At 38.1% G+C, this 13,899-nt stretch carries 14 protein-coding genes; 8 read left to right on the top strand and 6 right to left on the bottom strand.

Translation table 11 applies throughout. From position 1 onward, the window contains the following. Positions 1–21: 21 nt before the first annotated feature. A complete protein-coding gene (locus HRT55_RS02530; protein ID WP_291618560.1) occupies positions 22–162 on the bottom strand; it encodes a hypothetical protein in 141 nt (46 codons plus the stop codon). Between the two features lie 94 nt (positions 163–256). Between HRT55_RS02530 and HRT55_RS02525 the strand changes: the two genes are divergently transcribed. Together HRT55_RS02525 and HRT55_RS02520 are read left to right on the top strand one after the other, a co-directional pair. Then, positions 257–673, top strand: coding sequence for a hypothetical protein (locus HRT55_RS02525; RefSeq protein WP_291618559.1), 417 nt, complete (start codon positions 257–259; stop codon positions 671–673). 102 nt (positions 674–775) lie between these two features. Further along, positions 776–1,216 carry an RNA-binding S4 domain-containing protein gene (locus HRT55_RS02520; RefSeq protein WP_291618557.1) on the top strand — a complete coding sequence of 147 codons (441 nt, stop codon included), beginning with the start codon at positions 776–778 and terminating at the stop codon, positions 1,214–1,216. Positions 1,217–1,301: 85 nt separating this feature from the next. Here HRT55_RS02520 and HRT55_RS02515 read toward each other — a convergent pair whose 3' ends face one another. Then, entirely contained in the window at positions 1,302–1,784 is a 483-nt protein-coding gene (locus HRT55_RS02515; protein ID WP_291618555.1) for an N-acetyltransferase, read from the bottom strand. A gap of 47 nt (positions 1,785–1,831) precedes the next feature. On the opposite strand from HRT55_RS02515, the gene HRT55_RS02510 reads away from it, so the two are divergent. Both HRT55_RS02510 and HRT55_RS02505 read left to right on the top strand, forming a co-directional pair. After that, entirely contained in the window at positions 1,832–2,830 is a 999-nt protein-coding gene (locus HRT55_RS02510; RefSeq protein ID WP_291618554.1) for an ion channel, read from the top strand. 134 nt (positions 2,831–2,964) lie between these two features. Further along, positions 2,965–4,662 (top strand): proline--tRNA ligase, encoded by a 1,698-nt coding sequence (locus HRT55_RS02505; RefSeq protein ID WP_291618552.1) that lies wholly within the window; start codon positions 2,965–2,967, stop codon positions 4,660–4,662. A gap of 104 nt (positions 4,663–4,766) precedes the next feature. Here HRT55_RS02505 and HRT55_RS02500 read toward each other — a convergent pair whose 3' ends face one another. Then, positions 4,767–5,174 (bottom strand): GFA family protein, encoded by a 408-nt coding sequence (locus HRT55_RS02500; RefSeq protein ID WP_291618550.1) that lies wholly within the window; start codon positions 5,172–5,174, stop codon positions 4,767–4,769. Positions 5,175–5,552: 378 nt separating this feature from the next. Here HRT55_RS02500 and HRT55_RS02495 point away from each other — a divergent pair, with 378 nt between their 5' ends. Beyond that, a complete protein-coding gene (locus tag HRT55_RS02495) occupies positions 5,553–6,776 on the top strand; it encodes a pyridoxal phosphate-dependent aminotransferase (RefSeq protein WP_291618549.1) in 1,224 nt (407 codons plus the stop codon). A 339-nt stretch (positions 6,777–7,115) separates the two neighbouring features. Next, positions 7,116–7,709 (top strand): 5'-deoxynucleotidase, encoded by a 594-nt coding sequence (yfbR, locus tag HRT55_RS02490; protein ID WP_291618548.1) that lies wholly within the window; start codon positions 7,116–7,118, stop codon positions 7,707–7,709. 105 nt (positions 7,710–7,814) lie between these two features. Here yfbR and HRT55_RS02485 read toward each other — a convergent pair whose 3' ends face one another. Together HRT55_RS02485 and HRT55_RS02480 are read right to left on the bottom strand one after the other, a co-directional pair. Continuing rightward, complete coding sequence (locus tag HRT55_RS02485; protein ID WP_291618547.1) at positions 7,815–9,371, bottom strand: HD domain-containing phosphohydrolase; 1,557 nt, start codon at positions 9,369–9,371, stop codon at positions 7,815–7,817. Positions 9,372–9,552: 181 nt separating this feature from the next. Then, positions 9,553–10,131, bottom strand: a complete 579-nt coding sequence (locus HRT55_RS02480; RefSeq protein WP_291618546.1) for a DUF4136 domain-containing protein — start codon at positions 10,129–10,131, stop codon at positions 9,553–9,555. A gap of 508 nt (positions 10,132–10,639) precedes the next feature. Here HRT55_RS02480 and HRT55_RS02475 point away from each other — a divergent pair. Together HRT55_RS02475 and ilvN are read left to right on the top strand one after the other, a co-directional pair. Continuing rightward, on the top strand, positions 10,640–12,367 hold the full coding sequence (locus HRT55_RS02475; RefSeq protein WP_291618545.1) for an acetolactate synthase 3 large subunit: 1,728 nt from the start codon (positions 10,640–10,642) through the stop codon (positions 12,365–12,367). Next, on the top strand, positions 12,367–12,864 hold the full coding sequence (ilvN, locus tag HRT55_RS02470) for an acetolactate synthase small subunit (RefSeq protein ID WP_291612047.1): 498 nt from the start codon (positions 12,367–12,369) through the stop codon (positions 12,862–12,864). Before HRT55_RS02475 ends, ilvN begins: the two co-directional genes overlap by 1 nt. A 177-nt stretch (positions 12,865–13,041) precedes the next feature. Here ilvN and HRT55_RS02465 read toward each other — a convergent pair whose 3' ends face one another. After that, the gene (locus HRT55_RS02465; RefSeq protein ID WP_291618544.1) at positions 13,042–13,857 is read right to left on the bottom strand and encodes a hypothetical protein; all 816 of its coding nucleotides are present in this window, start codon (positions 13,855–13,857) and stop codon (positions 13,042–13,044) included. Positions 13,858–13,899: the final 42 nt, after the last annotated feature.

Here is a 13,899-nt window from a genome sequence, read left to right as displayed (position 1 = left end):
TACAGAATAACACAAATTAATTTACCTAATTTTTACCTTTGTAATAAAAGCTTCATAATTGGCCTGTTTAACAAGCTTTTCACTAGCTATATCGTAAATAGCTACCCCAACAACTGCTTTTACATAGCAAAAAAGCTGAAAATATGCGATATTACGCGCCATAATTATCGCTGTAATTAGACGCTATAACGCTTAAATATAAGCTCTACGGCATTGCAGCTAAAACCCTTTAAGATATATTACCCTAGGTACTCAAATGAAAGCTCCACTATATAACGACATCCTTAGTATTTGCCAAGAAATCGCTGACGCATCTGCAACTGACAATGAAGAGTCTAGACTTGACAGTTGTAAAAAACTGCAAGTGCTTTGTGCGACCAATCAAGGCTCACCAAAAGATCACCCTTTGCAATGGGAAGCACTTGCTGACTTTACCGAAGATGGCGATCAAGCCATGGATATTTATGAAGTTGCTTTAGCAATAGCAGAAAAGTTAAGCTTACCTACTTTTACCGCCTCAGCTTATTTAGCAATGGCACTACGCCAAGTAGAGTTTGAAGAAAAAGACAAAGCACTGGTTTTTGCTAATAAAGCCAATGATGCTGCTCAAAATATTGATAGCGAAGAGATGAAAACTGAGATCGCTGAGCTTTTAGCACAATTAGCGCAGTAGTTATTAGCTAAATTAGCACTTAAAACTAATACCTGAACTGAATATGTTAGTTATCACGCTGATTCAGAAAATAAAAAAACGCAGCTTATTTACGAGAAATATATGTCAGAGAGTTACTTAGTTATTGAATTAAACCAGCAACCTGTTGAGTTATGTAAGTTACTTAAAATAGCTAATTTGGTTAGCGGTGGCGGTGAAGCAAAAGTCGTTATCAGTGAAGGTTATGTTTTACTCAACGGTGAAGTAGAATATCAAAAGCGCAAAAAAGTTTATCATCAAGATGTGATTGAGTTTAATGGTGAGGTGGTGCAATTAATCATCAATGAATCATTGGCTGAACCTTCGACTAAAGCTGAGCCCCTTGCTGGAAATAAGGTGGACAATAAGAGTGAGCAAACTAACTCGGCGCCTAAAACTAAAACGGCTAAGAAAAAAGCAAAAGCAAAGAAAAATTTAGCAAGAAAAAATGCTAATGCTGCTGTGGATGAACAGGAAATTTTTCAAGAAAACCAGCCTAAAAAAAGAAGACCTATCTCCTTCTAAGTATTAGCCGACTTAGCTTAAAGATAGGTCGAAAAGTATTAATGACAGCACACTAAACGGCTGTCATTAACGTTTAAAACTTGAATTATAAGACTTTTTCCCAAAACATAGCCTTGCCAGTTTTTTCATCGAGTTCATAGCCTGAAAAGCCTAACTTCTTATAAGCGTTCTGCGCGACAATATTTCCCTCTAACACTTCAAGGGTTAACTTGCAGTAGCCACGCTCACGGGATATTTTCTCAGCTTCAATAAATAGCTTTTGACTTAAACCTAAGCCTCGATATTCTTTTAACACGCCGCAATCATGGATATTAAGTAAAGGTTTACATTTAAACGTTGAGAAACCTTCAACACAATTGAGTATGCCAGCGGGTTTACCATCGATATAACAAAGTAAAGTTAAAAAGTCATTTCGCTTTGCTAAGGTAGCAACCAAGTTGTGTTGAACGTCATCAGCTAGTGCTTCTCCGCCTCCCATAGGATCAAGGGCATAGGCATTTAACAGCATCACTAAATCTTTACCGTGTTGTTCATTTTGGTAATCTGCCTGAATTAAAGTTATATCCACACTAGTTCCTCTTTTTACTTTTTGATGTTGCGCACTATACTCTTAAAATGAATAAAATAAAATTATTGTGCCAATATCAAGACCCCGATAGTACCAAGGAGCAAGCCTTTTGCTGCCAAGGTGAAGCTAATAGCTCTGGCTTTTGTTATTGGCACGATAAAGAAATTGATAAATCAGGTCCTGAGGTAAAAGATCGTTTAGAAAAGTACGCCCAAGGCGGAGGAATGCTACGCGGCATAAGACTAAGTCGTGCTCAGCTGCAAGGCATTGACCTAGTTAACCACCATAAAAAGCATGGTTATGATTTCTCCTACTCTGATTTTTATCATGCGGATTTAAAAAATGCTCACTTATTTAATATTAACTTGCAACATGCCAGTGTGATGAAAGCTGATTTACGTAGCGCTAATCTGAACTGTGCTAACCTAGCAGGTGCAAATATGTTAGGGGTAAAGTGGATTGGTAGCAAATTCGAAAATGTCAGTATAGGTAAAAAGATCAAACAAGAATATGCGGCAAAATCAGCCTTAAAAGCGAAAGATGAGCAAGCCAACATCGATTTTTTAGAGCAAGCCGAAGAGATTTATCGCGATTTACGTAAACACGCCGAGCATGAAGGTATATTTACTCTGTCAGGGTATTTTATTCAAAAAGAGCTGACCATGCGTCGCTTACAATTACCACGTTATAGTATTAAGCGGATGGTATCAAAAATAGTCGATATTTTTTGTGGCTATGGTGAGGCGCCACTACGAATCATAGGTTTGTCTATCGCCATTATATTTATCTGTGCCATTATTTATACTTTTACTGGCCTCAGCTACAACGGCACTGTTCTAGCTGCCAGTAGCGATCAGTCAATGCAAGAAAACTTGTCCTTTTTCTTTTCTTCGCTGTACTACTCAGTAGTGACCTTTACCACCTTAGGTTATGGCGATTTCACTCCGGTGGGCATATCACGCGCCATTGCCGCCATAGAAGCATTTACCGGTAGTTTTACTATCGCTCTTTTTGTCGTCGTTTTTGTTAAGAAAATGACACGGTAAATTTTTACCCTTGCTCATCCCCCTGATAAAGCCACTAAGTAAGAAATATTACATATATTACTTTTTCATACGCTAGCCCCCTGATAGAATAACGGCAATTATATATCCCCCTATTTTTACGGAAATCACAAGCCATGCGTACCAGTCAATATTTACTGTCTACCCTTAAAGAAACCCCTGCCAGTGCAGAAGTTATCAGTCATCAATTGATGTTACGAGCAGGCCTTGTTCGTAACCTTGCTTCTGGCTTATATACTTGGTTACCAACAGGTTTACGTGTGTTGAAAAAAGTTGAGAACATTGTCCGTGAAGAAATACAACGTGCTGGTGGCAATGAAATATTGATGCCTATGGTGCAACCTGCAGATTTATGGCAAGAGTCTGGTCGTTTAGACGATTATGGTCCGGAGTTATTGCGCTTAAAAGATCGTCATCAACGTGATTTTATTTTAGGGCCAACCCATGAAGAAGTGGTCACTAAGCTGGTTGCAAACGAACTTAACAGTTACAAGCAACTACCTTTGACTGTTTTTCAAATACAAACAAAATTCCGTGATGAGATTCGTCCTCGTTTTGGCGTGATGCGCGGCCGTGAATTCTTAATGAAAGATGCTTATTCATTTCATTTAGAAGACGAATGTTTAGAAAAAACCTATCAAATTATGTTTGATGCCTATTGCCGTATCTTTGAACGTCTTGAACTAAACTTCCGTCCGGTTATAGCGGATACCGGCTCTATTGGTGGTGAAAAATCGCATGAATTCCATGTACTTGCTGACTCAGGTGAAGATGACATTGCTTTTAGTGATGCTAGCGACTTTGCCGCAAATATTGAAAAAGCCGAAGCGTTAGCACCAACAGGTGAGCGCGGTGAGCCGACTCAAGATATTGAGAAAGTTGCCTTAAAACTTGAGCGTTTAATCAAAACCTCAGAACTAGATGTAAAAACTACCGTTAAAACCTTATTAGTTGTTGGTACAACAGAAGAAGGTGAGCCAGAAAAAATAGTTGCATTAGTGCTTCGTGGCGATCATCAACTCAATGAAGTTAAAGCTGAGAATTTAGCACAAATAGCTTCCCCGTTAACATTCGCCACTGATGAACAAGTGTCTGCGATTGCTAACTGTCATAGCACTTCATTAGGACCTAAAGGGTTAACTGTTGAAGTGATTGTTGATCGAAGTGCTGCTCACTTAAGCGATTTTGTCTGTGGTGCTAACGAAAATAACCATTCTTTTACTGGCGTTAACTGGCAACGAGATTGTGGTGAGATCAACATTCAAGATATCCGTAATGTTGTTGCTGGTGATCCAAGCCCATGTGGTCAGGGTACTATCGAAATAAAACGTGGTATTGAAGTCGGTCATATTTTCCAGTTAGGCCGTAAATATGCCGAAGCGATGAAGTGTTCTGTTTTAAATGAGGGGGGTAAAAACCAAACCTTAACCATGGGTTGTTACGGTATTGGTGTTTCGCGTATTGTCGCAGCAGCTATTGAGCAAAACCATGATAAATATGGCATAAAATGGCCAAAAGCAATTGCTCCATTTCAAGTAGCAATTGTACCGATGAATATGGCTAAATCAGCACGGGTAAAAGAAACCGCTGAAACTTTATATGAGTCGCTACTACAAGCCGGTGTTGAAGTACTGTTTGATGACAGAAAAGAGCGTCCAGGTGTGATGTTTGCTGATCATGAATTAATGGGCACACCATTATTAGTTATCATTGGTGAGCGTAATTTAGATGCTCAACAAGTAGAACTTAAAAACCGCATTACCGGTGAAAAGTCATTAATTGCCATTGATGATGTTATGGCTTTGTTCAACTAAATAAAGTTCAGATGTTACTAAGGTAGCCTTAGTGCATTTACTTACCGAATAATAATGATGAAAGGAGCTTCGGCTCCTTTTTTGTCACTAAGATTAACTTCAACTTACTGCCTACTTGGTTCAAGACCATCATAGTGAGGCAAATCAGCCTCAAGATCTTCCCAATTTGCTTTTGAGCTAACAAAATTATGAGAAATGGGTCTTTCTGTAATTTCACTATCAATGATGCCTAAACGTATTCTTAATCGTGTTGGATCATCTTCATTAGCGCTATAAACTGGTGAACCGCATTGACTACAAAAATGTCGACTGCGACCCGGCTTAAATGAAAAAGAACTTAAACTCTTTTTTCCTGAGGTGATTTCAAAGTCAGCAGTATTAATAAAACCGTTGGTGGCAAAAGCAGTACCACTGTTTTTTCGACATAAAGAGCAGTGGCAATGAATAATATCACTAATTTTTCCGTTCACTTTAATATGAACCTCACCACACAAACATTTCCCTTGATACATATCATTACCTTTAACTTATAAATTTTTATTGATGTACTTTATTAACGGCTTTCAACAAATAGTGATTCTGCCAAGCGGCAACAAAAGCGTAGAACCCTTTTCAACATTTAACTAAAACAATGTTAAAAATTTGGCCTTATCACTCGCTAAATAATTAGCCACCAAGCCATAAATTTGAGCTGTTACTAAGCTAACACTCTTTTAATCTTTTCGTCAGCTGAATTTTATCTAGCTTACAATCATTGTAATATGCCTTTTCGAGCTAAAAGCTGACAATTAAGCCTTAAAAAAAGCCAAAATAAGACTTTCAAAACAGCGCATTATTGGCAACAATGACATTTCACTTTTATCTCCCTTTACTTAAGAAGTTGCCAACTCATGAAAGCTATTACCAAGTCCTCTAAACTTAACAATGTCCGTTACCAAATTAGAGGACAAATAGCAGCGGCGGCGAAACGCCTTGAAGATGAAGGTCATAAAATTCTTAAACTTAATATTGGCAACCCTGCCCCATTTGGTTTTGAGGCGCCTGATGATATTTTAAAAGATGTTATTCATAACTTACCTAGCTCGCAGGGTTATGCTGAGTCGCAAGGGCTCTATTCCGCACGAGTCGCCGTAATGCAGTATTTTCAACAGCAAGGCATTAAAGGTGTCAGTGTTGATGATATTTATCTTGGCAACGGTGTTAGTGAGCTAATTGTCATGGCCATGCAAGCTTTGCTTAATAATGGCGATGAAGTATTAATCCCTGCACCGGATTATCCGTTATGGACGGCTGCAGTATCTCTGTCCGGCGGTACACCTGTTCATTATCATTGTGATGATGAGAATTTTTGGTATCCCAACCTTGAAGATATGGCGGCAAAGATCACTAAAAAAACCAAAGCAATTGTGTTGATTAATCCAAACAACCCAACAGGTGCGGTTTACCCTGAAGAGATTTTACAAGGGATAATTGCCCTGGCTCGTAAACATGATTTAATTATTTTCAGTGATGAAATTTACGATAAAATTTTATTTGATCAAGCCAAACATATTCCGACCGCAAGCCTAGCGCAAGATGTATTAATAATTACCATGGGCGGTTTATCTAAAAACTATCGCGTTGCCGGGTTTAGAGCCGGTTGGATGGTAATATCTGGGCCTAAGATTCATGCTGAAGATTATTTAGAGGGCTTAACGATGCTCTCTTCCATGCGTCTTTGTGCCAATGTGCCCTGTCAGCATGCAATTCAAACCGCCCTTGGTGGTTATCAAAGTATTAATGAGCTAGTTACCGGTGATGGCCGGTTATTAAAACAGCGAAATATTGCTGCTAAGATGATCAACGACATTGATGGTTTATCTTGTCACCCAGCCATGGGCGCTTTATATCTTTTTGTTAAAGTAGACCAAGAAAGATTTAATATTAAAAATGACGAGCAAATGATTTTAGACTTACTCAAACAAGAAAAGATATTACTGGTACACGGCAGTGCATTTAACATTAAAGAGCAGAACTACTTCCGCTTAGTTTTTTTACCACATAAAGATGAACTTATACCTGCTATGGAAAAATTAAAAAGCTTTTTTGCTACTTACAAACAAGTTCAAGCATAACATACCCATTACCAATCAAAGTGCAGGACTTCAGTGGGAATTAAAATGGCTTTAGGCAAGGAAAATCATTTAAGCATAGTCACTCTATGGTTTAATTATTTAACGCGGTATAAAGTCATTTTAAACCCATCGAAGAAGCGTTTGAGCAACATTACTTCATCGTTGCTGTGATTTATAAGGACGGTACAGGAAGTACCTTATTAGATAATGCAGGAGCATATTATCCTGAATAACCATTATTTCATCACCGCGCCTTGAATTGAAATTGCTCAAGCACTCTGAAACATGCATATTGAATGGTAACGGGTATATATTAACAAACGTTATTTAGGAGTAATAATGCAAAGTTCATTTTTAGCTTGGATGTTTCGCATGCCATTAATAAAGCGATGGTCATTGATGTTTTGTGTAAAGCCAGAAAATGTTGCTGAGCATTCGCATCAGGTTGCCATTGTTGCTCATTTACTGGCCGTCATTAAAAATAAGAAATTTAATGGTCAAATCAATGCCGATAAAATATCGACCATTGCCATGTATCATGAAGCCAGTGAAACACGTTATGGTGATATTGTTAACCCAACAAAGTATGCCAATAAAGCCATAGCACGAGAGTTTAAAAAAATAGAATTACTGGCAGAAGAAGAATGTTTAGCATCACTGCCGGAAGAGTTACAAGAGCTGTTTAGTGATATTATCGTCCAAGATAATGTCTCGGTGGAATATAAAGCCATTGTCAAAGCGGCAGATATTATTGTCGCCTATATTAAAGCCCTTGATGAAATAAACCATAAGAACCCAGAGTTTGATCATGTAGAACAAAGATTAGCGATAAAAATAAACGAATTAAAGGCAAGCATGCCTGAGGTTAAATATTTTATAGATACCTTTATGACCGCTTGTTTAGCGACCGTTGATAAGCTATCACGTAACTAACCTGAACTCGATACAACCTTCAAAGTACGAATACCTAAGTGGCAATTTCTATGTAACTGTCACTCATTAGCTACTATTAACTACTACGAATGAACTAGCAGCCAATTAATGTTCTGGGTCGGCATAGTCAGGGTAATCTATCCTGACTTGTAAAAATTCATCGAAGTCATCAACGATTATATTAACCAGCTTAGCCTCAAACTTTTTATCTCTTTCTGCTAATAAAAACTCTTTTATTTTTTCATCTGGCCAAGGCTCTTTGTAGCAACGCTTTGAGCCTAAAGCATCAAAAACATCAGCTACCGCCATGATACGAGCTTCGACAGGTATTTCTTCGCCTTTCAAGCCTTCGGGATAGCCACTACCATCCCAATTTTCATGGTGATAATTAGCCAATCGAGCGGCTAATCTAGAGACACTTACCGTAGATTTTTCTAAAATATCAGCACCAATTTGCGCATGAGATTTCATTATCTCCCAATCTTCTCCCTCTAACTTACCGGGTTTATGTAAAATATGTTCCGGAATAGCTATCTTGCCTAAATCATGTAATGGTGCAGCTAAACGAATGGCTTCAACAAAGCTGTCTTCTAAGCCCGCTTTTTTTGCTAGGATATCGCAGATAAGAGCCACACGACGCACATGGGCGCCAGTTTCTTTACTACGTGCTTCCACGGCTTCACCAACGATAAAGAGTAACTCTTTTTGAGTTTTTTCTATTTCTTTTTGCTTAGTCAAACTTTCAAGAATAAGCGCTACATTAGTAGCAAATAGTTCAGCTAAACTGGCTCTAAAATGCTCATTGTCATCTTCAAATTCAATATATAGCACTGAGGCAGCATTATCCGAGGCGCGATAATAACCAACAAAACAAGTATCATCTCGGTAGTGACTTTTATCGATAAATACCTGCTGAATTCTCGCCTTAACTTGCTCATCAATATCCGAAGCTTCTAGAGAATCAGATTCACAAACATATTTACCGGTACAAGCAATAATTGAGCTGGTTGATTTTTTTGCAAAATCAACTTGAGTTCTGGCAATATAGAGCGCTGAACTTTCGACATTCATCAAGGCAAGTAAATGGTCAAGTGCTGCTGAGCCAAAATTCTTTAACTGATCAATTTTTAATAAATCATGAGTCGTTTCAATAAGCTTTTTAAAGGCGTCAAGACTGCGCTGAATGGTCATAATGTCACGATAGGCACGAATACTTGCATACACTGTGGTGATCATTTTATTGGCGGTAAAATCAGTTTTTTCTTTATAGTCATTGATATCGAATTCTTTAATGACTTTTGCCTCAGGGGCAGAACCGGCTTGTCCTGTGCGTAATATTAAGCGAATAGATTGATTTTTAAGATCTTTTCTTATCCATTCAACCAGCTCTAAACCAGCATGATCAGTTTCCATAACTACATCAACAAAAGCCATACAAAAAGAATTATCATTTAACATAATCTCCTTGGCTTGCTTACTAGAAAAAGCAGAGACTATGTCCAATCTTCTATGTTCGATTTCAGCATCAGCGAGCACTAGTTTAGTCACCTGATGAACAGACTCATCATCATCAATTACTAAAATACGCCAAAATTTATCCGCTTTATGCGGTTTGTCGTCAATTTCTTCTTCAACTTCGTCTTGAAAAATAAAGTTACTCATTAATGTCTATTATCTTGAGGAAACCATAATATTAGTGTAATTCAGAACAGCTAAATTACTAGGAAGATTACAAAAAAGTCCCCTTCATCATAGCGAATTCCCTAGGTTTAGATAAGTTTTCTTAGGCACAAAAAAAAACGACTCAAGGCCGTTTTTTTATAGATGATAAATAAAGTTATTTTTAGTGAAACTGATTCACTACTTGGAGAACAATATCATTTAACATTGCCGATGGTGCTTCTTTATCTTCTGAAGTTAAACGCTTGGTTGCCCAACCATGCCATACTGGCTGGTGAGTTTTAACATCATAAATATCAATAGCTAATTTACCTTCGGTATATTGTCTAACCGTGGTTTCAGTGCCCATAGACATAGTTCCGTAGTAACCACGGCCACCGTAATAGCCACGACCCCAGCCAAAGCCGGTGTTATAAGTTGACGGATAGCTATTCACTTTAATTTTATCTCTGCTACCTACTGTGTAAGAAATAGTAAAATCTGCATTTTCGGCATTCGCTACTAACTGGTAACCTTTAGCAATAAAAGCTTGCTCAATACTGTCATCAACTCTTTCTTTCATAACAGGATTAATATCAACAGCTGGCGCCATAATTTTTCCTTTGGTTAGCCAAGCAAAGGTTTTATAGTTAATGGTTTCTATTTCAGTGTTTTTGTCAAAATCAACTTTCGCTGAATGTGTTGCACACCCTGCGGTAAAGGCAATTAAGCCAGTAATAATTAGTAATTTAATTGGGGTCATATTTATTCCATTTTTGAAAGTAAGACCTATATTTAAGTCTATTGGGCTGCGGGTAACATACCAGTTAATATAAATCAAAATGTATTACTAATACAGATAAAACAGTGATTTAAATTGTTTAAAACTGCTACAACTTAAGATATAAAATTAAATCCAAACGAATAAAATAACAGTCAAGTATTAGAATAAAAGAATATCAAACACTTTTCTTGCCATTTTGTAATTATTGGTTGACACCAGCGAGTAAAGCCTTTAAAAATAGTACCAATTAAATTTTTTCGTTTTTGTTAGATTGATATGATTATTAAAGCAACTGTCCTCAATGTCGTCCTCTTAGTCGTCGTGGTGTTTTCATCACTAGCGGGGATACCTTGTGCTTAGCAAAAACGATTAAGCAAGAATATCAACAAACCCTCGCTCTTCATAAGACCGGGGGTTTTTTATTTACTCTATATTTATATAAGTAACAAATTTCAATTAAATAAATTAAAAGAATCAAGGTGATGGTATGACAACAGAACTTTTTACTGGTGCAGAAATGGTAGTTAAATCGCTATCCGCACTAAAAGTTAAGTATATTTTTGGCTATCCAGGCGGGTCCGTTTTAGATATATATGACGCTATATTTCAACAAGATGAAATTGAACATATTCTAGTTCGTCATGAACAAGCAGCCACTCATATGGCTGATGGCTATACCAGAGCGACAGGCGAAGTTGGCGTAGTATTAGCAACATCAGGACCTGGTGCAACCAACTGTGTTACCGGTATTGCCACTGCCTACTATGACTCAATTCCTATGGTGGTACTTGCTGGCCAAGTTGCTAGTTCACTAATAGGTAATGATGCTTTTCAAGAAACTGATATCGTTGGTTGTACTCGCCCTATTGTCAAACACAGTTTTAACTGTCGAAGTTTAGCTGATATTCCTGATGCTATATCTAAGGCTTTTTACCTAGCAAGTACTGGCAGACCTGGCCCTGTAGTGATCGAGTTGCCTAAAAACATCTTAACTCCAGATAATAAAGGGCCATTTAGTATCAATACCGATGTTAAAATGCGCTCTTACAACCCGAATATCAAAGGTCACCCCAAACAAATAAAAAAAGCCGCGCAAGCCATTGCCAGTGCAAAAAAACTGGTGGTTTATTCCGGTGGCGGCATTGTCATAGCTGATGCAGCCGAATTACTAACCACCTTAGTGGAAACACTTAAGGCGCCGATAACCAATACCTTAATGGGGCTCGGTGGCATTTCAGGTACTCATAAGCAATTTGTCGGCATGTTAGGCATGCACGGCAGCCTTGAAGCAAATAAAAGCATGGCTAATGCTGATGTTATCTTAGCACTAGGTGCGCGATTTGATGATAGGGTCACCAATAATGTCGAAAAATTCTGTCCCAATGCGACCATTATTCATGTCGATATTGACCCAACTTCTATTTCGAAAACTATCAATGCCCATATCCCCGTTGTCGGGTTAGTGGAAATAGTTATGCAGCAACTGCTTGATGAATTAAAGGAGATTAATTTCACCCCTGATGAAGCCGCATTTAGCCAATGGTGGCAGCAAATCAACTTATGGCGTGCTGTTAAAAGCAACAGTTATGAGCAAAATATTGGTGACAAGATCAAACCACAACGCGTGGTAGAAGCCATGTATAAAATCACTAAGGGCGAAGCTTATGTTTGCTCTGATGTCGGTCAGCATCAGATGTTTGCCGCACAGTACTATCCATTTGCCAAACCTCGCCAATGGATCAACTCAGGTGGTTTAGGCACTATGGGTTTTGGCTTGCCGGCAGCTATGGGAGTAAAACTCGCCTTTCCAGATAAACATGTTATTTGCATCACTGGCGATGGTTCAATTCAAATGAATATCCAGGAGCTTTCAACCTGTTCACAATATAACTTATCGGTAGTGATTGTTACCTTAAATAACCGCTCACTGGGTATGGTACGCCAATGGCAAGATATGGTGTATGGCGGCCGTCATTCTTCTTCTTATATGGAATCCTTACCTGACTTTGTCAAAATTGCCGAAGCTTATGGTCATGTTGGTATTCAAATCGATAGTTTAGATGAACTCGATGAAAAACTAACACAAGCTTTTAATATCAAAGATCGCTTAGTTTTTGTCGATGTTATGGTTGATGAAAATGAGCATGTTTACCCAATGCAAATTCGCACCGGTGCAATCGATGAAATGTGGCTAAAAAAAGGAGTTAAATCATAATGCGTAGAATTTTAGCTATATTGATGGAAAATGAACCAGGCTCATTATCGCGTATCGTTGGATTATTCTCTCAACGTGCTTTTAATATTGAAAGCTTAACCGTAGCACCAACCGATGATAACAGTTTGTCTCGTATGACCATTGCCACTAAGGGCGATGACAAAGTATTAGAGCAAATTGTTAAACAAGTAAATAAGCTTATTGATGTTATTAAAATCACTGACATTACCGATAGAAAACATATTGAACGTGAATTACTGCTAGTGAAAGTCGGTGCCATGAACGATAAGACTCGCACTGAAGTAACACGGATAACGGAAATATTTCGCGGTAATATAATTGATATTGGCAAGCAAGTTTATACGGTACAACTTACCGGTAATGCTGAAAAGCTCAATGCTTTTATTGATGCCCTGCAAAATGAAACCGAAATTATTGAGACAGCGCGTTCCGGTTGTGTCGGTATGGCTCGTGGTGATAAAGCACTACGAGTTTAGTCAATAAATATCAAACAAGAGAAGAGGCGATAAAGCCTCTTTTTTAATGTCATTAACTTTAATACTGTTACCTTAAATACCGTTAGCTTTAATAGCATTCGCACAGTGTCAGAGTCCTGGGGGTATTTAAAATGTTTGTGCCGCTAGTTTGGTAAACAAAAACGTTATATAAGAAAACTATATAGGGAAACTAAATAACAGCCGGAAGGCGCTGAAGTTTTTACTGTAACGATAACTGAGCCCAAGTCTATCAATCCCCGCCCAAGAATAACCTATGGTTTCGGAAAATTTCAAGGTAAAACCAAATTCTAAACTGTTAGTTAGGGTGACATTGTTGTCTTCATCAGCGCTGTTAGTACGCGGCGATATAAAATTAACTTCAGTAAAGTACCAAAAGACTGTGGCAAAAACTCTGGGTTGAAATTGATAACCTAATATCGTGTACTGTAAGGGTAAGCCGGTATCTATGCCCAAGTGTACTGCCGCATATGCGTCTTTAGCATCGTAACCATTACCGTCATAACGCGCATAATAAATTCTATTAGCCCAAATAGAGTCATAATCTGGCGAACCAAAGTGATAAAGTGCAGAAAAACCTGCTGAACTTATCTTAACTCCTCTATTGGTAGTAAGGTTTCGGCCATAACCGGCATCAAAATAACTTTCGAACAGCCAATTTTCTGTATATTGATGATTAACCGCAATCCCAGGAGTAAAGGTAATGGTGCCAACTTCGTCAGGTAATTCTAAATCCGGTAAATCAAAGTCAAAAAAACCAACCGAAACAGGCAAACGTAAACCATAAGTTGTTTTACCCTCATCGTCAAAGTTATAAGAAAACGGGATGCTAATTAAACTAGCATTCTGTCCAGTGGTTCGATAAATACCACTGCCTAAGTAATTGGCATAAGCATAGTGTACCGGCTCGGCTTCATCAGCCAATGTCGGTAAAGCCGTAAATATGAGTAAAAATATCAATAAGGAGTATTTCATATGCCTTAAAAATTAAACAAGGTTATATTAAACATTTCTAAC

The organism is Colwellia sp., assembly GCF_013214175.1.
In the GTDB taxonomy this organism is placed as follows: Bacteria; Pseudomonadota; Gammaproteobacteria; order Enterobacterales; family Alteromonadaceae; genus Colwellia.
The sequence above is the reverse complement of the archived record's forward strand: the minus strand, read 5'-3'. Positions and strand labels throughout refer to the sequence as shown.